Origin of the sequence: Flavobacterium noncentrifugens, from assembly GCF_900100375.1 — a bacterium.
Classification (GTDB): domain Bacteria; phylum Bacteroidota; class Bacteroidia; order Flavobacteriales; family Flavobacteriaceae; genus Flavobacterium; species Flavobacterium noncentrifugens.
Map to the genome: position 1 here is coordinate 753,045 of NZ_FNEZ01000002.1, position 21,404 is coordinate 774,448.

The following is a 21,404-nucleotide window of genomic DNA, read 5'->3' on the forward strand; positions in this document are numbered from 1 at the left end:
GATGAATTATATCAAATATTTGCTCGTCGGATTTTTGTTCGGAATTGTACTTACTAAGTCGGAAGCCGTTTCGTGGTACCGCATTTATGAAATGTTCCAGTTTCAGTCGTTTCACATGTACGGCATCATTTCGGTGGCCATTGCAACGGGATTGATCGGGCTTCAGATCATCAAAAGAAACAATATCAAAGACATTGATGGACAATCGATCGTGATTGCAGATAAAGAAAAAGGCTCTTTTAGATATTGGGTTGGCGGATTGATTTTCGGATTGGGCTGGGCTTTGGTTGGCGCTTGTCCGGGACCCATTTTTATCCTCATCGGAGCCGGATTCTGGAGCGTGATTCTAATCCTGATCGGAGCGATGATCGGAACTTTCATCTACGGATTGCTCAAGGATAAACTTCCAAACTAAAAAATTCCCATTCCGCAATTCTTTCTGAATTCAACTTCAGTTATTAACATAATCTTCACGCGGCTTTCGACTGCTTTGTAGTACCTTTAAAAGAAATAAAACATTCATTTATTAAAAAAAAGATATCATGGAACAACAGGTAGCAGTATTCGATTCGCACAAAAAAGCTGTAAGCGCATTAAAAACATTAAATGAACAGGGTTTTCCAATGGGGCACATTTCCTTAATCGGGAAAGCAGGAATCATTGATGACCATGTGCATACCGAAGAAGTTGATAAAGCCACCAATATTCCTGCTTACGTAGGCGTTGGTGCAGGAACGCTGGTCGGACTTCTTTCAGGTATCGGAATTTTTGCAATACCGGGATTTGGTGTTTTATACGGAGCAGGTGCTTTAGTTGGTGCAATTGCCGGCTTGGATCTTGGAATTGTTACCGGCGGGCTTGTTTCTGTAATTGCTAAAATGTTTTCTTCAGAAGAAGATGTTACTAAATTTACGGAACATCTGGAAGAAGGGAAATTCATCTTAGTAGTTCGTGGCAATCAGGAAGAAGTAAGCAAAGCAAAAGGGATTTTACAAACTGAAAATTTACACACCCATTTGTACAATTAATACTATCATAATTTTTAAAAAAAGCCCCGTTTTAATTGCGGGGCTTTTTTAATAGTAATGATTCGAAGTAATTGAAAGCTTTCTTAGACGAAATTTAAAACTAAATAATTTCAGCGCTCAAACCAGCCTGAAGCAACTGTGTACACTGTGGTTTGAGTTCGTCATAAGCCCCGGTTTTCACCGTGCATTTTCCTTTATAGTGTACCAATAAAGCACATTGCTCGGCTTGTTCCGAAGTATGGCTGCAAACCGCGATCAATGTATCGATCACATGGTCAAAAGTATTCACATCATCATTGTAAAGAACGATCTCATTGTTGACGCCAACGGCCTCTTCAACCAAAACTTCCTCTAAAACTTTTTCTCTTGTACTCATAATTTTATTTTTGGAGGCAAAGCAGCAAAGTTACAAAACATAACGTTAATAAAACTTTATCACTTTGGTACTTAGCGACTTTGCAACTCATATTTTAAAGATACCCAGTTGTTTCTCTGGATTTTTTTAACATAGGTGAGCCCTTTTTCAACACATGAAGCATCGATTACCGGAATGTCTTCTTCATAAAAACCGCTGAGCAGCAGAATTCCTTTTTCGTTCAGGCAATTTACGTAAGCCTGCATGTCATTCAGTAAAATATTGCGGTTGATGTTGGCGATAATCAGATCGTATTTTTTCCCTTCAAGCAAAGCGGCGTCACCTTCATAAACGGTAATATGCTTGCAATTGTTGCGTTCGGCATTTTCAATGGAGTTTAAATAACACCAATTGTCAATGTCGATTGCGTCGATTGGTTGCGCGCCTTTCATTTCTGCTAAAATCGCTAAAATGGCAGTTCCGCAGCCCATGTCCAATGTTTTTAAACCTTCGGCATTTGTTTCGAGCAAATGCTGGATCATCATGTGGGTCGTTTCGTGGTGTCCGGTTCCGAAACTCATTTTCGGTTCGATGACAATGTCGTATTCGGCATCGGTTTTTGGATGAAATGGCGCGCGAACGTGGCATTTTCCATCCACATCAATCGGCTCAAAATTCTTTTCCCATTCTTCATTCCAGTTCACCTGCTCGATTTCTTCAATAGTATACGTAATGAAAAATTGGGGCGAATTCAAAATGAACATATCTTCAAGGATATCTTCAGTCCAGAATTGCTTTTGGATGTATGCTGTAACGCCAAATTCACTTTCGACAAAACTTTCAAACGGTTTTTCGCCGAGTTCAGCCACTAAGATTTCCGAGCCCAGTTCTTTTGGCTCGACCGTAAAATGATATCCTAAATAAATATTTGACATGGTCTTTTTTTGAAAGTTTCCGCAAAGGTAACAATCATCATCGATTCTATTTTTGCAAAACAATTTTATTTTACATTTGCTTAACATACAACAACACAATATGAAGAAAATTACGTTCCTGATTTTGCTGTTTTCGGCGATTTCCGCTCAGTCGCAGCAAATTATTAAGAATCCGAAAGACAATGATTTAAAGCTGTCATCTTTGCCATATTACAACTACGGAAAAGGTTTGGGCATCACGACGCCCGACAGTTTGTTCCAGTTCAATATCCGTTTCCGGATGCAAAACCGGTTGACTTATTTTGAAAATGAAGGCCAGGATGCTTTTTTTGAAGGCCAGGTTAGACGACTGCGTTTGCGTTTTGATGGATTCATCGGAAACCCGAAATTTTTATATGTGATGCAGCTTTCTTTTGGCGCGGGCGATGTTGGTACAGAAAAACCCGGAGAAAATTTAAATGTGATCCGCGATGCGATGCTGTATTACAAACCCGGAAAGCATTGGCAATGGGGATTTGGAGTAACGAAATTGCCTGGAGCGAGGCAAACGGTGAATTCATCCGGAGCATTGCAGTTTACCGATCGGAATATCAATCATTTTAAATTCGGCATCGACCGTGATTTCGGGTTGCATATCGCCAATTTGAATGAATTTAAAGATAAGTTTTCGTATAATTTCAAAGGCGCCGTTACGATGGGCGAGGGCAGGAACTGGACGACGAACAGCACCAACAGCAACCTTAAAGACAACAACGGATTGTCATATACCGGAAAAATCGAATTGCTGCCACTCGGAACTTTTAAAAAGGACGGACATTATTTTGAAGGCGATATTCTGCGCGAGGAAAAAGTAAAATTCATGGTTTCAGGCGCGTATAATTTTAATGATAAAGCGCGCAAAACATTCGGGCAAACCGGGGATTTTTTATATGCAGCCAAAAACTTGTCGTCTGTATTGCTCGATTTTATTGCGAAGTATAATGGTTGGGCTTTTACAGCCGATTATATGAACAGAAATGCGAAAGATCCGATTACTATAAATCCAGTTGATCCAACAATGATCCATCCGGTTTTTACAGGTTACGGGCACGATTATCAGCTTAGTTACATCTTCCGTTCGAAATATGAGATCGTCGGGCGTTTTTCCCAGCAAAAAGTCAAAGACGAAATCAAAATGTATGCGCCTGATACCGATCAATACAGCATTGGTGTCAACAAATACATTTGGGAGCACGCTTTAAAACTGCAATCGGAGTTTACTTATGAAAACCTTGATCCTTACAACGGCACGTCGAAAGAAAATTGGTATGTTCGTTTTCAGATTGAGATCGGAATTTAAATCAATTGATAATTGATAATTGACAATTGATAATGATTTGCTTGTCGATAAAAAAGATAGAAACATTAAATTTCCGATTGATGATACTCTAAAATAAAACAGCGGTAATGAATCACCGCTGTTTTTTAATTATCAATTGTTAATTATTCATTATACATTAATTCAGATTGCTTCCACGATCGCAGCAAAATCTACCGCTTTTAAAGCTGCGCCGCCAATTAAGCCGCCGTCAACATCAGGTTTTCCGAAAATTTCCTTGGCATTTTCAGGTTTTACGCTTCCGCCGTAAAGGATCGACACCTCTTCGGCAACATCGCTCCCGAATTGTTTTCTAACCGTTTCGCGGATGAATTCGTGCATTTCCTGCGCTTGTTCCGGAGAAGCGGTTTCGCCTGTCCCGATGGCCCAAACCGGCTCATAAGCCAATACAATTTGTTCCCAGGATTTTTCTTCAAGGTGAAACAATCCGTCACGCAACTGGTTTTCAACAATATTGAAGTGATTGCCCGATTGCCTGTCTTTCAATTCTTCACCGAAACAAAAAATGACCGTCATGTCGTGTTTCAGTGCCGTATCGGTTTTTGAAGCCAGCAAAGCATCACTTTCATTAAAGTAAGCGCGGCGTTCAGAATGCCCGATGATTACGGTATTTACGCCAATGCTTTTGAGCATGTCTGCAGAAATTTCGCCTGTAAAAGCCCCGCTTTCTGCCTGGTGAACATTTTGTGCAGCCACATCGATATTGGTAAACTCAAGATGGGAAACCGCAGAAGATAAATTTACAAATGTTGGAGCGACAATGATTCTTGCTTCTTTATCAGTTGGCAATTTGTCGATCAGGTCATTCAATAAATCTTCAGTTTCTTCAGCATTTTTATGCATTTTCCAGTTTCCGGCAACAATCTTTTGTCTCATTATTTAAGGGTTTTTAAAGTAGCATTCATTTTATCAAAGTCGGTTTCCACGGCTCTGTAGGTTACGATTTTTCCGGTTTTGTCAAGGATAATATATCTCGGGATCCAATCCAGGTCGATGGCTTGCCCGAAAGCGCCTTTCATGGTTTCTGCCGACCAGTAATTGTCGCCTTTTAAGTCATGTCTTTCAATTCCGGCATTCCATTTGTCTTCAGTTTTATCCATTGAAATAAAAACGAAATCTACATCCGGGTTTTTCTTCTGCATGTCTTTTAATTTCGGCATCGCTTTCACGCAATCACTACACCAGGAAGCCCAGATTTCGATTACTGTAACTTTTCCGATATGATTTTTCAAAATATCTGCAAACGGAACGCGTTCGTGATTCAGGGTATTTAATTTCTCTGATAAAGCAGCATCAGAAAATTGTGTTTTTTGAGCCTGTGCACATGAGATGACAGCAAAGGCAATAACAAATAAAAGACTAAATTTTTTCATGATTTTCTATTTTTTTAACCCTCACAAAGTTAAACAGCTTCATTGCAAAGATTCACAAACATTTATTAATTTTTAAGCTTAGGTTGAATTGGAATCCATATTTCCTCTTCAGAATCCGGTGATCCTTTTTTGTATTTGTCTCCAAGGATTTCAAAATGTGGCCGGTTATCCAAATCATACTCAGATTGTGGAAGCCATTGCTGAAAAATGTACTGAAATGTTTTGGCTGCGGTTTCTGCTCCGCCAATGTGTGTGAAAACGGCATAATTTCCGGCTGCCAACCTCAATGTTTCCATATTTTCTGGAACCGATGCAACGGCATCCACTTCTACAGCAGCCCATTTTTCAAATTCATTTGCCGGATTAAAATGATTAAAATAACCTTCCTGGTAGCATTGTAATGAAAACAGATCGCTGCTAATGCGGTTTTTGATTTCTTTCTGGCGTTTCATAAACGCATTCCAAAGTGTGAAAGTCTGGTTGTTTGTCAAAGACATTTTCATTCGAAATCCAATAAAAATTTTGGCAGATGCATTTTCTATTTTTGGCTCCATTTGAATTGGTGAAAATGAATTTTACTCTTTTGGAGCTGATCTGGAAGACCTGCTTTTTCTTGATTTGTCTTCAAGAAAAACATGCCTGCTGGACCGTCTTTTCTTTGGGGCGAATTGGTTCTTAAGCGTAATCAGCAATACTATCGATGAAACCGCCATAAGTACGCATCCGCCAACAATGTATAGTGTATTTCCAAATCGCGGCCTTTCCCAGGTTGAAATATGGTTCAAAGAAAAATAACCCAATGCAAATGCGATGATGCAAATAGCGGATATTTTCAGGGTCTTGTATGCTTTTTTTGTCTTTCTGCTGCTGCTCATACTGTAGTCGTTTATTGCAAATTCAATTTTGAAATGTCATTGAAATGCACCTTTTGTTTAATTGTCCCATTTTCTAAAACAACAACGCTCGGATTTGCCCTTTCAATGGTTTTCAAAGTTGTTGCGTCACAAAAATAATAATCAAATGTTAACCCGAAAGTTTTTTTCGCTTTTGCAATTTCATCCTCAAGCGAAGCAGTCATTCCGATGACTTTATAGCCTTTTGCTTTCGCTTCATTATTCAGTTTTTCAAGTTGCGCCATTCCTTTGGGATCGGAGATTGCAAGGTCGTAAGATACGAAAACAAGCAATTTTGGTTCCTGTAAAAATTCATCTTTATGGTCGGCTCCGTCTTTTTCCATTGAAAAATCGTGAATGGGCGGTTTGTAGCCTTCGGTGATCACTTTGTCAATTCGGTCAACAAAGGTTGCGCCTTGAGGAATGTTCATCAAATCGGCTTCTTTAAACTGCTTGTCGACGCCATTTACTTTATAGATGAATACCATTTCTACTACCGATTTTGGTGCGCCATCCGGAATTTCCATGCCTTTCTGGATGTTTGTCCCCACTTTATAAGCACGGAAATCTTTCAATGGCAAATGGTTTAAGACCCAATAACCCATGAAAGCGCACAATCCGACAGCAATTAAAGCAATGATATTCTGGATTTTATTCGAAAATAAAGGCTTGATCAATTTTTGGTTTAAGAACAAAATCAGGATGAATACCAATAAAACCACGTCTTTTGTAAATGATTGCCAAGGCGTTAATTTCAGCGCATCGCCAAAACAGCCACAATCGGTGACTTTGTTGAAATAAGCCGAATAAAATGTCAGGAACGTAAAAAATACGATCATCAGCAGCAAACTCCACACGGTGAATTTTCGTTTAAAACCAATCAGTAGCATGACACCCAACACGGTTTCGAAAATTACGATAAGTACCGCAATAGCGAGTGCATACGGGATAAAAAACGGCAGGTTTAAAACGGTTTCCCCGAAATATTCGGCGAGTTTGTATGAAAATCCAACCGGATCGTTGAGTTTGATAAGACCGGAAATGATGAATAAAATTCCGACAAAAATCCGTGAAAACTGCGTAAGTATATTTTTCATTTTTAATATTTTATGAATGATGGAAATCCATCAGAATTAAAGCGAACACCGCATAATTAAGCATATCCTGGTAATTGGCATCGATGCCTTCGGAGACCAACGTTTTTCCTTTGTTGTCCTCGATTTGCTTCACGCGAAGCAATTTCTGTAAAATCAAATCCGTTAGTGAACTTACGCGCATGTCGCGCCACGCCTCGCCATAATCATGGTTTTTGGCTTCCATGAGGTTTTTTGTGAGTGTGATTTTGGCATCGTACAATTCGGTTGCTTTTACCGTGTCAAGATCAGGCTGGTCGACCACGCCAAGATCCAGTTGGATCAGTGCCATAATCGAATAGTTAATGATCGCTATGAATTCGCCGGTTTCATCTTCATCCACTTTGCGAACTTCATTTTCCTGCAAACTGCGGATTCTCTGTGCTTTGATGAAAATCTGGTCGGTTAGCGATGGCAGTCTTAAAATGCGCCAGGCGCTTCCGTAATCGGTCATTTTATTGATGAAAAGATTCCGGCAAATGGCAATGATCTTGTCGTATTCTTCAGAAGTATTCTTCATGAATTGCTGTATATTTGTATCGAATTTTTAACTTGCATGCTGTCAGCCTCATGGCTTCGCGTCAAAAATAGGAATTATTTTTTTGAATGCTTACGCCAACGCGCTAATGTTTCAATTTAAATTGTTAATAAATATTAAATGCTTTTTGCCAATGACGATCAATTGCAACGGACGGCTCATCGATCTTGAAACCCCGAAAGTCATGGGCATTTTAAATGTAACGCCGAATTCTTTTTTTGATGGCGGAAAGTATGCTGATGAATCGGAAATCCTGAACCGCGTTGAAAAAATGCTTGCTGAAGGCGCTGATTTTATTGATATTGGCGCGTATTCGTCAAAACCTTCTGCCGAATTTGTTTCTGAAAAAGAAGAAATTGAAAGAATACTTCCTGTGGTACAATTAATTGTAAAACATTTCCCCGAAGCCATAATTTCCATTGATACTTTCAGGAGTGAAGTGGCTAAGATTTGCATTGAAAACGGCGCGGCGATCATCAACGACATTTCCGCTGGAAATTTAGATGATAAAATGATCGAAACCGTTGCAAACCTTAAAGTGCCATACATCATGATGCACATGCGTGGCACGCCAAAAACGATGCAATCACTGATAAATTATGATGATATTATAAAGGAAATGCTGTTTTATTTTTCCGAAAAAATCGCAATCGCAAGAAGTTTCGGAATCAATGACATGATTGTCGATCCGGGGTTCGGATTTGCCAAAACATTGGAACAAAATTTTGAAGTCATGCAAAAAGCACAATTGTTTCAATTGCTGGATTTGCCGATTTTAATTGGGATTTCAAGAAAGTCTATGATCTACAAAACACTTGGAACTTCTGCCAGAGAAGCGTTAAACGGAACCACAGTCTTAAACACGATCGCGTTAACCAAAGGCGCAAAAATCCTGCGTGTCCACGACGTGAAAGAAGCCGTCGAAAGCGTCAAACTCTTTAGATTAATGTATAATTGATAATTTTGGATTGCGGTCATCATCCATTGTTATTGGTGGTGATAGGGTTCGTTCTTTAAGATCGTAAATCCACGGTACAATTGCTCGATGAAAAATAAGCGCACCATTTGGTGGGAGAAGGTCATCTGCGAAAGCGAAATTTTGCCTTGTGATTTCTGGTACACCGTTTCTGAAAAGCCATACGGGCCGCCGATTGCAAACACTAAAGTTTTGATTCCGGAATTCATTTTCTTCTGCAATTCTTCTGAAAAACCGATGCTTGAAAAGTGCTTTCCGTTTTCATCGAGTAAAATTAAATGGTCGGTTGCGGTGATTTTTGATAAAATCAATTCGCCTTCTTTTTCCTTTTGCTGGCTTTCGGATAAATTCTTGACGTTCTTGATATCCGGAATGATTTCAAGTTCGAATTTGATGTAAAACGACAAACGCTTCGTATAATCATCGATTAAAGTCTGTAAGGCTTTGTTGTCGGTTTTGCCAATGGCGATAAGCTTAAGATTCATGTTGAAAAATTAGCTTTCTGAAGAATGGTCTTTATTGTTTTTTGTCATCCGCTTGACGAGCATCGCAAGAATGGCGACGGTTTCAAAAGTAATCCCGACAATCAGCAATAAACTTGCAATTTTCTCATCCTGGCGTTTGAAGTAAACACCAGTCAGAATTAACGCTGTTCCGATAAGAAATAAAATAAAAATCTGGCTTTTTTTCATGATCTTATTTGTTGTTGATCCTGCCAAGAACTTCACGGATCACTACTGTGAAAAGCGCCCCAATGGCAAAAATCTGTAAAAATGCCACGCCCCTGATCGTTACGCTGTCCGGCAAACGCATGTAATTTGCAATACAAATGATTAACATTACAGCAGCAAAAAGAAGTCTTTTTTTCGGATCCATTTTTTAAATTTAAAGTTTATAAAGGTACAAAAATTATAAGTTTTTTTTCATGCAAACACTGTTTTCAATGCCGATATATTGGCCATAATTTTCAATGTCATGGTAGCCACAATTGTGATAAAGTTTGATTGCAGCTTCCTGTTTGTAGCCGGTTTCGAGTATACAGGCTAAAAAACCGAGTTGAGCTGCCCATTTTTCAAGTTCGGATAAAAGACTTTGGGCGATTTTTTTTCCGCGGAAATCCGGCAGCACATACATTCTTTTGATCTCAACCGTTTGTTCGTCATACTTTTTAAACGCCCCACAACCCACGGCTTCTTCATTTTCATACGCTACGATGACTTCTGTAATAAAATTCGTTTTGTTGAACTGCGCATAAAAAGCATGGTCTTCACCGTCAAGAACTGCAAGATAAGAATCGAGCAAAACGACTAATTTTTCAAAATTGGGGTTTTCAGAATTTGTCCTTTCTATTCGAAGCATATCATCGGTTTTTTCTCAAATGCAAGTGTAATAAAAAAATCCCAATTGAAAGCTGCGAATGCCAATTATCAAAAGCTTTTTCCTATTTTAGCCGACAGTTAAAACCATTAAAAATGATTAGCGAAGCACAATTCCAAACCGAATTACAATTGATCATTGCCAATGCCATCCGCGAAGACATCGGCGCAGGCGATTACAGTTCGCTCGCCTGCATTCCGGCTTCCGCCAATGGAAAGGCGAAACTGCTCGTTAAAGACCAAGGCATTATTGCCGGAGTCGAATTTGCAAAAATGATCTTTAAATATGTCGATCCCGATCTTCAGGTCCAAACCTTTATTGATGACGGAACCGCTGTAAAATATGGCGATGTTGTTTTTCATGTTTCCGGAAGTTCGCAATCCATCCTAAAAGCAGAAAGACTGGTTTTAAATTCGATGCAGCGCATGTCGGCCATCGCAACCAAAACACAGCAATATGTAAAACTATTAGAAGGCACAAATACGCGCGTATTAGACACTAGAAAAACCACTCCGGGTTTCAGAGCTGCCGAAAAATGGGCAGTCAAAATAGGCGGCGGCGTCAATCACCGTTTTGCATTATACGACATGGTGATGCTTAAAGACAACCATATCGATTTTGCGGGCGGCATCACATTGGCAATTTCAAAAACCCAGCAATATTTAAAAGACAACCATCTCGATTTAAAGATCATCGTCGAAGCTAGAAGTCTCGATGAAGTCCGCGAAATCCTGCAAAGCAACGGCATTTACAGAATATTGTTAGACAATTTCGATTACGAAACAACCAAACAAGCGGTAGATTTAATCGGCGACATTTGCGAAACCGAATCATCGGGAAACATCAACGAAAAAACAATTCGTTATTATGCAGAATGCGGCGTTGATTACATTTCCTCAGGCGCATTGACACATTCGATTTACAATATGGATTTGAGTTTAAAAGCGATTGATTAGCAAGGCATACGTGAAAGCCGAAAGCCAAAAATCTTGTTTCTTGCTCTCAGTTCAAACATCTCAATTCTAAAATACAAATGACCCGAATCCTCGAAGCCAAATTTGAAAAAATCCCCGTAATCCGAAACCTTGTAAGTTTTACGAAAGGAATTTCGCTGCCGTGGCTCAACGGATTTTCACTTTATGATTTGCTCGAATTGTACATTATAGGGATTGCCCAAGGTGCCATTTCATACCGCGCGGCGTCGGTGGCGTGGAGCTTTTTCATGGCGCTTTTTCCATTTGCATTGTTCATTTTAAACCTGATTCCGTACATTCCGATCCAGAATTTCCAACAGGATTTCCTGCAATTTGTTGAAGAAAGCGTGCCGCCAAACACCTACGACGCAATTGCAAACATCATCAACGACATTTTAAACAACAGCCACTCCGGATTGCTTTCCTGGGGTATCGTTTTGGCGGTTTTGTTGATGGCAAACGGACTCAACGCCATCCTTGGCGGATTCGAAAATTCAAAACACGTCATTATGAAACGCGGTTTTTTCCGGCAGTATTTCGTTTCTGTCGGTATGTCATTGTTGCTGTCGTTCATCTTAATCATTACGATTGCCTCCATCGTTGTTTTCGAAGTCTTCATTCAGAAAACCAAAATCCAGGACGTGCTCAGCGACCAAATTCCGTTGATCATTATGGGCCGTTATGCTTTTGTCATTTTAATGATCTTGATCGGAGTTTCCATCTTATTTAAATTCGGAACCAAGCGCGACAAAAACCGTTCATTCATCTCCATCGGATCAGTTTTTACCACCATTTTGGTCATCATTTCGTCTTATTTTTTCGGAATCTGGGTCGTCAAATTTTCAAAATACAACGAATTATACGGCTCGATTGGTACATTATTGATCATGATGTTTTATATTTGGATCAACTGCATGATCTTGCTGCTCGGGTTCGAACTCAACGGCACCATCAATAAGTTAAAGAAAAAAGCACAGAAAAATATCCAGTAGCTATTCCGGCTATCCGTTTCAAGTCCTCGCAAAAAAACAGTTTTTGCACGCCATAAAATAAGCTTCCTGCAGTCGCTTTTTTATGCCGGCAAAAGACAGGTTTTTTCCGCTCCGGGCTTTTCACTATTATCCGGGCTAAAACACAACCGTATGAAATCAGCATTTGCCTTCGCCTTTTTGTTTTTCAGCATCGTCACATTCGCCCAGCATTCCGTCATCGGAAAATGGAAAACCATCGACGACGAAACCGGAAAAGCCATTTCAGTTGTCGAAATTTTCGAAAGCAAAGGCAGGATTTACGGAAAGGTAATCGAAATCTTCAATCCAAAAAGCCGCAAGCGCTTGTGTGAAAATTGCAGCGGCGACGACCATAACAAACCAATTCTCGGCTTAATCGTGATCAAAGGCCTCACAAAAGACGGCACCGAATATTCCAACGGAAAAATCCTAGATCCCAAACACGGCAAACTTTACAAATGCTACATTACGCTCGAAAGTGCAGACAAACTCAAAGTCCGCGGCTACATCGGGATTTCATTATTAGGCAGGACGCAATATTGGGAACGCGTAAAATAACATTTTAATACCGCGCCAAACTTTGTAACTTTGCTGCTTTGTAACTCAGCCATTCAGTCAATACATGCCACATTTCGTCGAAGTCATCCTGCCGCTTTCACTTGCAAAAACGTTTACCTACAGCGTTTCTAAAACAGAATACGATTACATCAAACCCGGAATGCGCGTTGCAGTTCCGTTTGGCAAAAGCAAAATCTACACGGCACTCGCCATTGAATTGCATCAAAACGAACCACAGTTGTATGACGCCAAAGAGATCCATCAAATCCTTGATGAAGCACCAATTGTAAATGAATTCCAAATCGCACATTGGCAATGGATCGCTTCCTATTATATGTGTGCGATCGGCGATGTGTATCGAAGTGCGATGCCAAGTGCGTTGATATTGGAAAACGAAACCATCATTTCTCAAAAGCAGGACATTTTTATAGACGAAAGCCAATTGTCAGACGATGAGTTTTTGATCTATCAGGCGTTGCAGCAAACCAGTTCGCTCAAAATTGAAAACATCATTTCAATCTTAAATAAAAAAAACGTTTTTCCAGTCATTCAGCAATTGCTTCAAAAAGGCATTTTGCAATTGCAGGAAGAAATGAATGAAACCTATAAACCCAAACTCATTCGGTATGTTCGCCTGCATGCAGAATTCCAAAATCCGGACAATTTAAATGCATTGCTTGAGATTTTAAAAAGCGCGGCGAAGCAGAAGGATTTGGTGTTGGCTTATTTCCAATTAAACTCCGCAAGAAAACCGATTACAGTCAAACAACTGATTGAAACCGCAAATTCGTCTGCAACTGTTGTAAAAGCATTAATTGAAAAAGGCATTTTCGAAGAATATCACATACAGCATGATCGCGTCAATTTTGATGAAAATCTGCAGGAAATGACACTTGAACTCAGCAATGCGCAGCAATTGGCATTCGACGAGATCAATTACAATTTCGAGGTCAAAGACGTGAACTTATTGCATGGCGTAACTTCCAGCGGAAAAACTGAAATTTACATCAAACTCATCGAAACGATTTTGGAAAAAGGCAAACAGGTTTTGTATTTGCTTCCGGAAATCGCCTTGACGACACAACTCGTTTCGCGATTAACGGCTTATTTCGGAAATAAAGTCGCGGTTTTTCATTCGAAATACAGCAACAACGAACGTGTGGAAGTTTGGAAGCAATTATTGGAAAATTCGCCAAAAGCGCAAATTGTGATAGGAGCGAGGTCGGCGCTGTTTTTACCATTTTCAAACCTCGGTTTGGTCATCGTTGACGAAGAACACGAACAGACTTTCAAGCAAGTTGATCCGGCGCCAAGATATCATGCGCGCGATGCGGCGATTGTTCTTGCCAATTCGCATAAAGCAAAAGTGCTGTTGGGTTCGGCAACGCCAAGTATTGAAACCTATTATAATACCCAATCCGGAAAATACGGTTTGGTTGAAATTTTTGAGCGTTTCGGTAAAGTGCAAATGCCCGAAATTCATCTGGTTGATTTAAAGGATAAATATTTCCGCAAGAAAATGTCAGGGCATTTTAGTGATGAGCTGATCGAATCGATTAGGGAAGCGTTGTCTTTGGGCGAACAAATTATTTTATTTCAAAACCGCCGTGGTTATTCTCCTGTGGTCGAATGCATGACTTGCGGCCATGTTCCGCAATGCGCGCAATGCGATGTCAGCCTGACTTATCACAAACACAAAAACCAGCTGCGCTGCCATTACTGCGGGTATTCGATGGCAAATCCTACGAATTGCCACGTGTGCAGCAGTGTTGATTTAACCACAAAGGGTTTCGGAACCGAGCAAATCCAGCAGGAATTGATTGCGTTGTTTCCAAATTCCAAAATCGGAAGAATGGACCAGGACACGACGCGCGGAAAATTCGGATTTGAAAAGATCATTGACAGTTTTAAGAATCGTGAAATTGATATTTTGGTTGGCACGCAAATGCTGGCCAAAGGTTTGGATTTCGATAATGTGAGTTTAGTCGGAATCATGAACGCAGATAACATGCTGTACCATCCCGATTTTCGGGCGTTTGAAAGAAGTTTCCAGATGATGACGCAAGTTTCGGGAAGATCAGGACGTTCTGAGAAACGTGGAAAAGTCATTATCCAAACCTATAATCCGAATCACAATACAATCCAACAAGTAACGCAGAACGACTATAGTGCGATGTATAAAGAGCAATTGTACGATCGGCAGATCTATAAATATCCGCCATATTTCCGTTTGATCAAAGTCACATTGAAGCACCGCGATTATGAAAAGCTTAAAGAAGGATCGATGTGGTTGTATCAGGTGTTGCAGCAAAATCTGGCGTTGCCTGTTTTAGGTCCGGAAGAGCCGCCGGTGAGCCGGATACGAAACGAATACATCAGAACGATCATGATTAAGATTCCGCAAAACTTGCCACTAACAGGCACAAAAAAAACTGTCCAAAAGATTCTGGACAGTTTTGATATGGTGTCACAATACAGAGCGATTAAAACCGCTGTGAATGTTGATTTTTAAGCGATTGCAAGCGCGCGGACAAGATCTTCTTTCTTGTTTCGGCTCAAAGGTATTTTTGTAACTCCGATTTCTGCGAATTTGCTGTTGAAGCGTTCTACTTTATCAATGTTTATAATGTAGGATTTATGCACACGGATAAATTTGTCTTTGGATAAGTCTTTCTCGAAAGATTTCATGGTAGACAACACGAGGTTGCTGTCGTCTTCGGTCACCACTTTTACATAATCGCCAAAAGCTTCGATCCATTTGATCTTGGCAGTGAACACTTTCAGTTTCTTAAGATTACTCTTAATAAAAATGTGTTCTCCATCTTCTTCCTGATTTTCTTTTTTCAGCAAATGGAAATCCATCGCACGTTTTACTGAAGCGTTGAAGCGGTCAAGAGCAATCGGTTTCTGTAGGTAGTCCGTTGCATCATAGTCGAACGCTTTCATAGCATACTCAGCCTTTGACGTGATAAAAATGATTTGGGGTTTCACTTTTAGTCCGTCAAGAAAATCAAATCCGCTGATGACCGGCATCTCGATATCGAGGAAAATCAGGTCAACGGAGTGAACCGACATGCAATTTTTTGCTTCAATTGCATTAGAAAAATCACCGATCAAATGCAGATTGGGGTGATTATTCACTAACTTTGCGATGATCATCCTTTGAATGGAACTGTCATCGACAACTACACAATTTAGTTTCATAATTATTCTTTATTATAGATTTGGTAGGACGAAAGTAAAAAGTTTTTTCTAACAAACCTAATGTTTATCGGCTTTTTTTGCCGTACAACGAATAAAATTGCTTTTCTCTTGGTTATTCAATTTTAATTACTACTTTTGCAGCCATTTTAACAATTTAAAACATAGTTTATGAATCATTATGAAACTGTTTTCATTTTAAATCCCGTTTTATCTGAAGTTCAGGTAAAGGAAACAGTAAGCAAATTCGAAGATTTTCTTACAACCAGAGGAGCAGAAATGGTATCTAAAGAGGATTGGGGCCTGAAAAAAATGGCTTACGAAATCCAAAACAAAAAAAGTGGTTTTTACCATTTATTCGAATTTAAAGTATCTGGCGAAGTTTTAATCGCTTTTGAAACGGAATTCAGACGTGACGAAAGAATCATGCGTTTCCTGACTGTAAGTCTTGATAAACATGCGATTTCTTGGGCTGAAAGAAGAAGAACTAAATTAAAAGCAACAAAAGCGTAATTATTATGGCAACTTTACAACAATCGGCTTCAGGCAAAAAAGATGGGGATATCAGATATCTTACACCTTTAAATATAGAAACAAACAAAACTAAAAAGTATTGTCGTTTCAAAAAGTCAGGTATCAAATATGTAGATTATAAAGATGCTGACTTTTTATTGAAATTCGTTAACGAGCAAGGTAAAATTTTACCAAGACGTTTAACCGGAACTTCATTGAAATTTCAAAGAAAAGTGTCTGTAGCTGTAAAAAGAGCAAGACATTTAGCATTAATGCCATACGTGGCGGATTTACTTAAATAATAAAAATTAACAGTTGTTGGTTTTCTGAAACATGAAATCGCTTCAAATAAATAATTTGTTGTAAACAAATACAAATTAAATAAGCGATAACATATGTTACCTATAAAAAGTAACATCAAAACATATGAAACCTAACTTCTCCAAATAAAAGGACAACAACATGGAAATTATCTTAAAGAAAGATGTACAGAATTTAGGTTTTAAAGACGATGTAGTAACTGTGAAAGCAGGTTACGGACGCAACTTCTTAATTCCACAAGGCCACGCTCAAATGGCAACGTCTTCTGCTAAAAAAATCTTAGCTGAAAACCTAAAGCAAAAAGCACACAAAGAAGCAAAAGTAGTTGATGACGCTAAAAAACAAGCTGAATTACTAAAAGCGCTTGAAATCAAAATTTCTGCAAAAGCAGGTGGTGAAAAACTTTTCGGTTCGATCACCAATATTGATATCGCTGAAGCTTTAGAAAAAGCAGGACAACCAATCGACAGAAAATTCATCACTTCAGGGATCGTAAAACGTACCGGGAAATACGCTGCTAACGTGAGATTGCACCGTGATGTAATCGTTGAATTGCCTTACGAAATCGTAGCTGAGAAATAATATTTTTCAGTTTTGAAATAGAAAATCCCGATGTATTTCGGGATTTTTTTATTTAAGAGCTGTTTCCGGCTTTCCGCTCTATCTTTTGCTGCATTGCATTCCGCAAAAGGATGCCGCTGCAATCCGGGCTAGGGCAGCACACTTCAAAATTCAAGATTCGTTAATCAAATTTAAAAATTGAATTTTGAACAATGGGTGTTGATCAACGAATTTAGAAAAAAAAACTCAGCAACCTAGGCACTCAATAACTCAGTAACTTATTATGAAATACAGCAGACTCACCAAAGAACAATTCGAAGAACTCCACGCCGAATTCATCAATTTCCTCGCCACTCAATCGATCGATAAAGCCGAATGGGACAAAATCAAACTCGAACAACCACAAATCGCAGAGCAGGAACTCGACGTATTCTCCGATCTTATTTGGGAAGGCGTTTTAACACGCGCCGACTACTTGGAGCACTTTTCTCCAAACCATATTTTCCTATTTCAATGCGGTGAAACCCACGTGCATTCAATCGTCCTGAAATCGCTCGTTACTGAAGCCAATTTCCTTTCAAAAGAAGGCCTGCAATGGCTCGGCGACAATATGTTTACGGATAACATCGAAATGAAAATCGGTAAAAAAGAATTCACCGAAGACCGCAACATTTCCATTTTCGAACTCATCAAACAAGGTGCATTCTTAAGCGATGGACAGCTTTACAAGCAAATCCACAACGTAATGGACTCATAAGTTTTTTGCTTTAAGAGTGGTTTGAAGTTAGATGATTCCCATCATTATAAAACAATTCATTCAGGTCGATGCCGTGCGTATGGCATATCGAAATGACCGCATTAAAATCTAATGAATTGCGCTTTTTCCAGGTGGAAATTGTATTGGGTTTTACGTTTAAAAGCTCGGCCAATTGGATGTCAGTATTTGCGTTTAAAGAAATCTTCAGCTTTCTCAAAACGATATTGGTGTCAACGGGATTTTCTTTGTTCATTTTTTGCAATAAAATATCAGCCTATAAAATAGGCGGCAATCAATAAGTTGATGAATATTTTCCATCACAAAATTGAGGCTTTCTCACACCTCTGAACGTTAAATATATGTAGAATGGGCTTCTATAGTCCGAAAAATCCTGTTTGCACAGTGGTATTGAATTATCGGGTGGGCAAATATATATTAATTTGTTTAAAATCAACATGCCACCATAAAATTTTCATCGGCAAGCCAGAAAAATGGTTTTTAAATATTTGTGCATATTCTCATTTAGAATTATTATTTTTAGGGAAAATATACCACAATAAAAATCGTTTATTCTTTTCAGGAATTTATGGACATCCAACAAAAAATTCAGGCACTTCGCGACGAACTCAACCAGCACAACTACAATTATTATGTTCTGGACAACCCGACGATTTCCGATTTTGATTTTGACGTAAAGCTTAAAGCGTTGCAGCAACTCGAAAAAGACCATCCCGAATTCTTTGATGAACATTCGCCAACGCAGCGTGTGGGCGGAATGATTACTAAAAATTTTGAAACCGTTATTCATGACAGCCGCATGTATTCGCTCGACAATTCGTATTCCAAAGAAGATTTAGTTGAATGGGAAAACCGTGTACAACGGGTTTTGGGAAATGTCAATATCGAATATACGTGCGAGTTAAAATATGACGGCGCATCGATCAGCATGACTTATGAAAACGGAAAACTCGTTCGTGCCATTACGCGAGGTGACGGTTTTCAGGGCGACAACGTGACGAATAACATCAAAACCATCAAATCGGTTCCGTTGCATTTAAAAGGTGATTTTCCAGAGAAATTCGACATTCGCGGTGAAATTATCCTGCCGTTTGCCGGATTTGAAAAAATGAACCAGGAACTGATTGAAATTGGTGAAACGCCTTATTCCAATCCGAGAAATACCGCTTCGGGAAGTTTGAAATTACAGGACAGTGCCGAAGTTGCTAAACGTCCGCTCGATTGCTTGCTGTATTCAATTGTTGGAAATAAATTGCCTTTCAAAACCCATTTCGACGGATTGCAGCACGCCAGAAATTGGGGTTTTAAAGTCCCAAAAGAAGCGCAACTCGCCACAAGCCTCGATGAAGTTTTCCAATTTATTGACTATTGGGACACGCACCGCCACAATTTGCCTTATGAAACTGACGGTGTTGTGATAAAAGTCAACAGCCTGCACTATCAGGACGAATTGGGTTATACCGCAAAAGCGCCGCGCTGGGCCATCGCCTATAAATTTAAAGCAGAACAGGTTTTTACAAGATTAAATTCGATTTCCTATCAGGTTGGAAGAACGGGAGCCATCACGCCAGTAGCCAATTTAGAGCCGGTGCAACTCGCAGGAACGATCGTCAAGCGCGCTTCGTTGCACAACGCCGACCAGATTGAAAAACTCGACATCCGCGTTCACGATACGGTATTCGTAGAAAAAGGCGGCGAGATCATTCCGAAAATCATTGCAGTCGATTTAAGCAAACGTCCCGAACATTCTGAACCAACGAAATACATCACGCATTGTCCCGAATGCCAGACAGCATTGGTTAGAACGCTCGGTGAAGCCCAGCATTACTGTCCGAATTTTTACGGCTGCCCGCCACAGATCATTGGAAGAATGCAGCATTTCATTTCACGTAAAGCCATGGATATTGAAGGTTTGGGCGGAGAAACCGTGGCTTTATTATTCAACAATGGCCTCGTTCAAAATTATGCCGATTTATATGAATTGAAAGTCGAACAGATTTTGCCGCTTGAAAGAATGGCGCAAAAATCGGCAGAGAATTTGGTAAACGGCATCGAAAAATCGAAAGAAATTCCGTTTGAGCGCGTGTTGTTTGCGCTTGGAATCCGTTTTGTCGGGGAAACCGTAGCCAAGAAACTGGCACGCCATTATAAAACAATAGACGCTTTAGAATTGGCAAGCGTCATGGATTTAGTACTTGTAGACGAAATTGGGGAGCGCATCGCAAATAGTGTGGTCGAATTCTTTGAAAATCAGGAAAATAAGTTTATTATCGACAGACTCAAAAGTTATGGGGTACAAATGGAAGCCGTTTCAAAAACCAATCCGGATGCTACTGAAAAACTCATTGGAAAAACCTTTGTCGTGTCGGGCGTATTTGAGAAATATTCGCGTGACGACCTCAAAAAAGCCATCGAAGACAACGGTGGAAAAGTAGGAAGTTCGATTTCGTCCAAAACCGATTTTGTCATTGCCGGCGAAAATATGGGTCCGGCAAAATTAGAAAAAGCCAACCAGTTGAAAATCCAGATCCTTTCTGAAGACGATTTTATCAAGCTATTGAATGAAAATTAAAGAGACCGCATTATACTTATACACGATCTCTAGCGTCATCGCGATCGTTGGCTTAGTCGCAGACAATGAATTTCTATTGCTGGTCACCAAACCGATCATTATTCCGTCTATCTATTTTTACTACCTGATCATTGCGCGCAGGCCAAATTTGCTGTTTACATTATTTTTTGTCTTTACTTTTATTGGGGATGCGGTTGTATTGTTAAAATTGGATAACCTGATATTTACAATGGTTCCTTACCTGATCTCCTATCTTTTGATGATTAAATTTGTTTTTAAAGATGCCGTGAAAGCCCATATCCATTTTTCAGCGCTTGCTTTTTCGATGGTTTTATTTACGCTTTTGATGTTTATTTTATCCTTGCTGACAGACATTCACACCGAAGACAGGCAAAATCTGATTTATCCTATAATCGCTTACGGAATTGTACTCGCGGCATTGGTCTGTCTTTCCATTTATAATTTTATGGCGCTAAAAACCATTTCAGGATTTTACCTGCTCGTAGCCTGTGGCTGCTCGATTATTTCAGATGTATTTTACATTTTATACAACCAGCATTTTCATATTCCGGTACTGAATTACATCAATGCGGCCATGCAATTAACGTCGTATTATTTCTTTGTAAAATACATGATCAATCGTAAAATACATATCAAGATGAAACAAGCAACAGCAATTGGACGATGATAGCCGTTTCAAAAAATGCCCAATTTTCTACAGTGGCAATTGCAGCGTATTTTTTAGTTGCTTTTGTTGAAGTAATCGCAGAATATTTTCAGGACCAGACGGTCATTTTTTTGACAAAACCTTTACTGATGCCGATTTTGATGTTCATTTATTGGCGGGCATCAGGCAAAAAAAATAAGTTGTTTGTTTTTTCATTGATGATTGTATGGGTTGGGAACATCTTCTTCATTTACAAGACATTTCCT

The 21,404-nt window shown here is 39.5% G+C and carries 28 protein-coding genes; 14 read left to right on the forward strand and 14 right to left on the reverse strand.

Going from position 1 to position 21,404, the window contains the following annotated elements; genetic code table 11:
- Position 1: 1 nt before the first annotated feature.
- Both BLS32_RS08060 and BLS32_RS08065 read left to right on the forward strand, forming a co-directional pair.
- Positions 2 to 415 carry a DUF6691 family protein gene (locus tag BLS32_RS08060; RefSeq protein WP_091393822.1) on the forward strand — a complete coding sequence of 138 codons (414 nt, stop codon included), beginning with the start codon at positions 2 to 4 and terminating at the stop codon, positions 413 to 415.
- A gap of 127 nt (positions 416 to 542) precedes the next feature.
- Positions 543 to 1,028: a hypothetical protein gene (locus tag BLS32_RS08065; protein WP_091393824.1), complete on the forward strand. Its 486-nt coding sequence runs from the start codon at positions 543 to 545 to the stop codon at positions 1,026 to 1,028.
- A 100-nt stretch (positions 1,029 to 1,128) separates the two neighbouring features.
- Here the strand turns inward: BLS32_RS08065 and BLS32_RS08070 are convergent, their stop codons facing one another.
- On the reverse strand, positions 1,129 to 1,404 hold the full coding sequence (locus BLS32_RS08070) for an ATP-dependent Clp protease adaptor ClpS (protein ID WP_091393826.1): 276 nt from the start codon (positions 1,402 to 1,404) through the stop codon (positions 1,129 to 1,131).
- A gap of 71 nt (positions 1,405 to 1,475) precedes the next feature.
- Positions 1,476 to 2,318 carry a 50S ribosomal protein L11 methyltransferase gene (gene prmA, locus BLS32_RS08075; protein ID WP_091394707.1) on the reverse strand — a complete coding sequence of 281 codons (843 nt, stop codon included), beginning with the start codon at positions 2,316 to 2,318 and terminating at the stop codon, positions 1,476 to 1,478.
- 100 nt (positions 2,319 to 2,418) lie between these two features.
- Here prmA and BLS32_RS08080 point away from each other — a divergent pair, with 100 nt between their 5' ends.
- A complete protein-coding gene (locus BLS32_RS08080) occupies positions 2,419 to 3,657 on the forward strand; it encodes a porin (protein WP_091393828.1) in 1,239 nt (412 codons plus the stop codon).
- Positions 3,658 to 3,819: 162 nt separating this feature from the next.
- Here BLS32_RS08080 and tpiA read toward each other — a convergent pair whose 3' ends face one another.
- From tpiA to BLS32_RS08110, 6 genes are all read right to left on the reverse strand, one after another.
- Positions 3,820 to 4,572, reverse strand: a complete 753-nt coding sequence (tpiA, locus tag BLS32_RS08085) for a triose-phosphate isomerase (protein WP_091393830.1) — start codon at positions 4,570 to 4,572, stop codon at positions 3,820 to 3,822.
- Positions 4,572 to 5,069: a TlpA family protein disulfide reductase gene (locus BLS32_RS08090; protein WP_091393832.1), complete on the reverse strand. Its 498-nt coding sequence runs from the start codon at positions 5,067 to 5,069 to the stop codon at positions 4,572 to 4,574. The genes tpiA and BLS32_RS08090 overlap by 1 nt, the downstream gene beginning before the upstream one ends.
- 65 nt (positions 5,070 to 5,134) lie before the next feature.
- Positions 5,135 to 5,623 (reverse strand): GyrI-like domain-containing protein, encoded by a 489-nt coding sequence (locus BLS32_RS08095; protein ID WP_091393834.1) that lies wholly within the window; start codon positions 5,621 to 5,623, stop codon positions 5,135 to 5,137.
- A gap of 21 nt (positions 5,624 to 5,644) precedes the next feature.
- A complete protein-coding gene (locus BLS32_RS08100; RefSeq protein WP_091393836.1) occupies positions 5,645 to 5,944 on the reverse strand; it encodes a hypothetical protein in 300 nt (99 codons plus the stop codon).
- A gap of 11 nt (positions 5,945 to 5,955) precedes the next feature.
- Positions 5,956 to 7,059, reverse strand: a complete 1,104-nt coding sequence (locus BLS32_RS08105) for a BT_3928 family protein (protein ID WP_091393838.1) — start codon at positions 7,057 to 7,059, stop codon at positions 5,956 to 5,958.
- Between the two features lie 10 nt (positions 7,060 to 7,069).
- Positions 7,070 to 7,615, reverse strand: coding sequence for a DUF1599 domain-containing protein (locus tag BLS32_RS08110; RefSeq protein ID WP_091393840.1), 546 nt, complete (start codon positions 7,613 to 7,615; stop codon positions 7,070 to 7,072).
- Between the two features lie 151 nt (positions 7,616 to 7,766).
- On the opposite strand from BLS32_RS08110, the gene folP reads away from it, so the two are divergent.
- On the forward strand, positions 7,767 to 8,591 hold the full coding sequence (gene folP / locus BLS32_RS08115) for a dihydropteroate synthase (protein ID WP_091393841.1): 825 nt from the start codon (positions 7,767 to 7,769) through the stop codon (positions 8,589 to 8,591).
- Positions 8,592 to 8,620: 29 nt separating this feature from the next.
- Here the strand turns inward: folP and rlmH are convergent, their stop codons facing one another.
- The 4 genes from rlmH to BLS32_RS08135 are packed head-to-tail and all read right to left on the reverse strand — an operon-like array spanning position 8,621 to position 9,968.
- On the reverse strand, positions 8,621 to 9,094 hold the full coding sequence (gene rlmH / locus BLS32_RS08120; protein ID WP_091393843.1) for a 23S rRNA (pseudouridine(1915)-N(3))-methyltransferase RlmH: 474 nt from the start codon (positions 9,092 to 9,094) through the stop codon (positions 8,621 to 8,623).
- Between the two features lie 9 nt (positions 9,095 to 9,103).
- On the reverse strand, positions 9,104 to 9,301 hold the full coding sequence (locus BLS32_RS08125) for a hypothetical protein (RefSeq protein ID WP_139171712.1): 198 nt from the start codon (positions 9,299 to 9,301) through the stop codon (positions 9,104 to 9,106).
- 4 nt (positions 9,302 to 9,305) lie between these two features.
- A complete protein-coding gene (locus BLS32_RS08130) occupies positions 9,306 to 9,485 on the reverse strand; it encodes a hypothetical protein (RefSeq protein ID WP_091393847.1) in 180 nt (59 codons plus the stop codon).
- Between the two features lie 33 nt (positions 9,486 to 9,518).
- A complete protein-coding gene (locus BLS32_RS08135) occupies positions 9,519 to 9,968 on the reverse strand; it encodes a GNAT family N-acetyltransferase (RefSeq protein ID WP_091393849.1) in 450 nt (149 codons plus the stop codon).
- Positions 9,969 to 10,081: 113 nt separating this feature from the next.
- On the opposite strand from BLS32_RS08135, the gene nadC reads away from it, so the two are divergent.
- The 4 genes from nadC to priA all read left to right on the forward strand — a co-directional run bounded on the left by nadC (position 10,082) and on the right by priA (position 15,040).
- Positions 10,082 to 10,942, forward strand: coding sequence for a carboxylating nicotinate-nucleotide diphosphorylase (nadC, locus tag BLS32_RS08140; RefSeq protein ID WP_091393852.1), 861 nt, complete (start codon positions 10,082 to 10,084; stop codon positions 10,940 to 10,942).
- Positions 10,943 to 11,019: 77 nt separating this feature from the next.
- On the forward strand, positions 11,020 to 11,952 hold the full coding sequence (locus tag BLS32_RS08145) for a YihY/virulence factor BrkB family protein (protein ID WP_091393853.1): 933 nt from the start codon (positions 11,020 to 11,022) through the stop codon (positions 11,950 to 11,952).
- A gap of 150 nt (positions 11,953 to 12,102) precedes the next feature.
- On the forward strand, positions 12,103 to 12,528 hold the full coding sequence (locus BLS32_RS08150) for a DUF2147 domain-containing protein (RefSeq protein WP_091393857.1): 426 nt from the start codon (positions 12,103 to 12,105) through the stop codon (positions 12,526 to 12,528).
- A gap of 64 nt (positions 12,529 to 12,592) precedes the next feature.
- Positions 12,593 to 15,040: a replication restart helicase PriA gene (priA, locus tag BLS32_RS08155; protein WP_091393858.1), complete on the forward strand. Its 2,448-nt coding sequence runs from the start codon at positions 12,593 to 12,595 to the stop codon at positions 15,038 to 15,040.
- On the opposite strand, the gene BLS32_RS08160 is transcribed toward priA, so the two are convergent.
- Positions 15,037 to 15,732 (reverse strand): LytR/AlgR family response regulator transcription factor, encoded by a 696-nt coding sequence (locus BLS32_RS08160; protein WP_091393861.1) that lies wholly within the window; start codon positions 15,730 to 15,732, stop codon positions 15,037 to 15,039. The two genes, priA and BLS32_RS08160, sit on opposite strands and share 4 nt — an antisense overlap.
- A 168-nt stretch (positions 15,733 to 15,900) precedes the next feature.
- Between BLS32_RS08160 and rpsF the strand changes: the two genes are divergently transcribed.
- The 4 genes from rpsF (at position 15,901) to BLS32_RS08180 (ending at position 17,881) form a co-directional block, all read left to right on the forward strand.
- On the forward strand, positions 15,901 to 16,242 hold the full coding sequence (rpsF, locus tag BLS32_RS08165) for a 30S ribosomal protein S6 (RefSeq protein ID WP_091393864.1): 342 nt from the start codon (positions 15,901 to 15,903) through the stop codon (positions 16,240 to 16,242).
- Between the two features lie 5 nt (positions 16,243 to 16,247).
- Positions 16,248 to 16,544 (forward strand): 30S ribosomal protein S18, encoded by a 297-nt coding sequence (gene rpsR / locus BLS32_RS08170; RefSeq protein ID WP_091393867.1) that lies wholly within the window; start codon positions 16,248 to 16,250, stop codon positions 16,542 to 16,544.
- A gap of 160 nt (positions 16,545 to 16,704) precedes the next feature.
- Positions 16,705 to 17,145: a 50S ribosomal protein L9 gene (gene rplI / locus BLS32_RS08175; RefSeq protein ID WP_091393869.1), complete on the forward strand. Its 441-nt coding sequence runs from the start codon at positions 16,705 to 16,707 to the stop codon at positions 17,143 to 17,145.
- Positions 17,146 to 17,407: 262 nt separating this feature from the next.
- On the forward strand, positions 17,408 to 17,881 hold the full coding sequence (locus BLS32_RS08180; protein WP_091393873.1) for a DUF6495 family protein: 474 nt from the start codon (positions 17,408 to 17,410) through the stop codon (positions 17,879 to 17,881).
- A 10-nt stretch (positions 17,882 to 17,891) separates the two neighbouring features.
- On the opposite strand, the gene BLS32_RS08185 is transcribed toward BLS32_RS08180, so the two are convergent.
- Positions 17,892 to 18,134, reverse strand: a complete 243-nt coding sequence (locus BLS32_RS08185; protein ID WP_091393875.1) for a helix-turn-helix domain-containing protein — start codon at positions 18,132 to 18,134, stop codon at positions 17,892 to 17,894.
- 333 nt (positions 18,135 to 18,467) lie between these two features.
- On the opposite strand from BLS32_RS08185, the gene ligA reads away from it, so the two are divergent.
- Both ligA and BLS32_RS08195 read left to right on the forward strand, forming a co-directional pair.
- Entirely contained in the window at positions 18,468 to 20,471 is a 2,004-nt protein-coding gene (ligA, locus tag BLS32_RS08190) for an NAD-dependent DNA ligase LigA (protein WP_091393878.1), read from the forward strand.
- The gene (locus BLS32_RS08195; RefSeq protein ID WP_091393881.1) at positions 20,461 to 21,159 is read left to right on the forward strand and encodes a lysoplasmalogenase family protein; all 699 of its coding nucleotides are present in this window, start codon (positions 20,461 to 20,463) and stop codon (positions 21,157 to 21,159) included. Before ligA ends, BLS32_RS08195 begins: the two co-directional genes overlap by 11 nt.
- Positions 21,160 to 21,404: the final 245 nt, after the last annotated feature.

Excerpts from the sequence above, each read along its gene's own strand:
- BLS32_RS08060 (WP_091393822.1), top strand. The coding sequence starts at position 2 with ATGAATTATATCAAATATTTGCTCGTCGGATTTTTGTTCGGAATTGTA.
- BLS32_RS08065 (WP_091393824.1), top strand. The coding sequence starts at position 543 with ATGGAACAACAGGTAGCAGTATTCGATTCGCACAAAAAAGCTGTAAGC.
- BLS32_RS08070 (WP_091393826.1), bottom strand. The coding sequence starts at position 1,404 with ATGAGTACAAGAGAAAAAGTTTTAGAGGAAGTTTTGGTTGAAGAGGCC.
- prmA (WP_091394707.1), bottom strand. The coding sequence starts at position 2,318 with ATGTCAAATATTTATTTAGGATATCATTTTACGGTCGAGCCAAAAGAA.
- BLS32_RS08080 (WP_091393828.1), top strand. The coding sequence starts at position 2,419 with ATGAAGAAAATTACGTTCCTGATTTTGCTGTTTTCGGCGATTTCCGCT.
- tpiA (WP_091393830.1), bottom strand. The coding sequence starts at position 4,572 with ATGAGACAAAAGATTGTTGCCGGAAACTGGAAAATGCATAAAAATGCT.
- BLS32_RS08090 (WP_091393832.1), bottom strand. The coding sequence starts at position 5,069 with ATGAAAAAATTTAGTCTTTTATTTGTTATTGCCTTTGCTGTCATCTCA.
- BLS32_RS08095 (WP_091393834.1), bottom strand. The coding sequence starts at position 5,623 with ATGGAGCCAAAAATAGAAAATGCATCTGCCAAAATTTTTATTGGATTT.
- BLS32_RS08100 (WP_091393836.1), bottom strand. The coding sequence starts at position 5,944 with ATGAGCAGCAGCAGAAAGACAAAAAAAGCATACAAGACCCTGAAAATA.
- BLS32_RS08105 (WP_091393838.1), bottom strand. The coding sequence starts at position 7,059 with ATGAAAAATATACTTACGCAGTTTTCACGGATTTTTGTCGGAATTTTA.
- BLS32_RS08110 (WP_091393840.1), bottom strand. The coding sequence starts at position 7,615 with ATGAAGAATACTTCTGAAGAATACGACAAGATCATTGCCATTTGCCGG.
- folP (WP_091393841.1), top strand. The coding sequence starts at position 7,767 with ATGACGATCAATTGCAACGGACGGCTCATCGATCTTGAAACCCCGAAA.
- rlmH (WP_091393843.1), bottom strand. The coding sequence starts at position 9,094 with ATGAATCTTAAGCTTATCGCCATTGGCAAAACCGACAACAAAGCCTTA.
- BLS32_RS08125 (WP_139171712.1), bottom strand. The coding sequence starts at position 9,301 with ATGAAAAAAAGCCAGATTTTTATTTTATTTCTTATCGGAACAGCGTTA.
- BLS32_RS08130 (WP_091393847.1), bottom strand. The coding sequence starts at position 9,485 with ATGGATCCGAAAAAAAGACTTCTTTTTGCTGCTGTAATGTTAATCATT.
- BLS32_RS08135 (WP_091393849.1), bottom strand. The coding sequence starts at position 9,968 with ATGCTTCGAATAGAAAGGACAAATTCTGAAAACCCCAATTTTGAAAAA.
- nadC (WP_091393852.1), top strand. The coding sequence starts at position 10,082 with ATGATTAGCGAAGCACAATTCCAAACCGAATTACAATTGATCATTGCC.
- BLS32_RS08145 (WP_091393853.1), top strand. The coding sequence starts at position 11,020 with ATGACCCGAATCCTCGAAGCCAAATTTGAAAAAATCCCCGTAATCCGA.
- BLS32_RS08150 (WP_091393857.1), top strand. The coding sequence starts at position 12,103 with ATGAAATCAGCATTTGCCTTCGCCTTTTTGTTTTTCAGCATCGTCACA.
- priA (WP_091393858.1), top strand. The coding sequence starts at position 12,593 with ATGCCACATTTCGTCGAAGTCATCCTGCCGCTTTCACTTGCAAAAACG.
- BLS32_RS08160 (WP_091393861.1), bottom strand. The coding sequence starts at position 15,732 with ATGAAACTAAATTGTGTAGTTGTCGATGACAGTTCCATTCAAAGGATG.
- rpsF (WP_091393864.1), top strand. The coding sequence starts at position 15,901 with ATGAATCATTATGAAACTGTTTTCATTTTAAATCCCGTTTTATCTGAA.
- rpsR (WP_091393867.1), top strand. The coding sequence starts at position 16,248 with ATGGCAACTTTACAACAATCGGCTTCAGGCAAAAAAGATGGGGATATC.
- rplI (WP_091393869.1), top strand. The coding sequence starts at position 16,705 with ATGGAAATTATCTTAAAGAAAGATGTACAGAATTTAGGTTTTAAAGAC.
- BLS32_RS08180 (WP_091393873.1), top strand. The coding sequence starts at position 17,408 with ATGAAATACAGCAGACTCACCAAAGAACAATTCGAAGAACTCCACGCC.
- BLS32_RS08185 (WP_091393875.1), bottom strand. The coding sequence starts at position 18,134 with ATGAACAAAGAAAATCCCGTTGACACCAATATCGTTTTGAGAAAGCTG.
- ligA (WP_091393878.1), top strand. The coding sequence starts at position 18,468 with ATGGACATCCAACAAAAAATTCAGGCACTTCGCGACGAACTCAACCAG.
- BLS32_RS08195 (WP_091393881.1), top strand. The coding sequence starts at position 20,461 with ATGAAAATTAAAGAGACCGCATTATACTTATACACGATCTCTAGCGTC.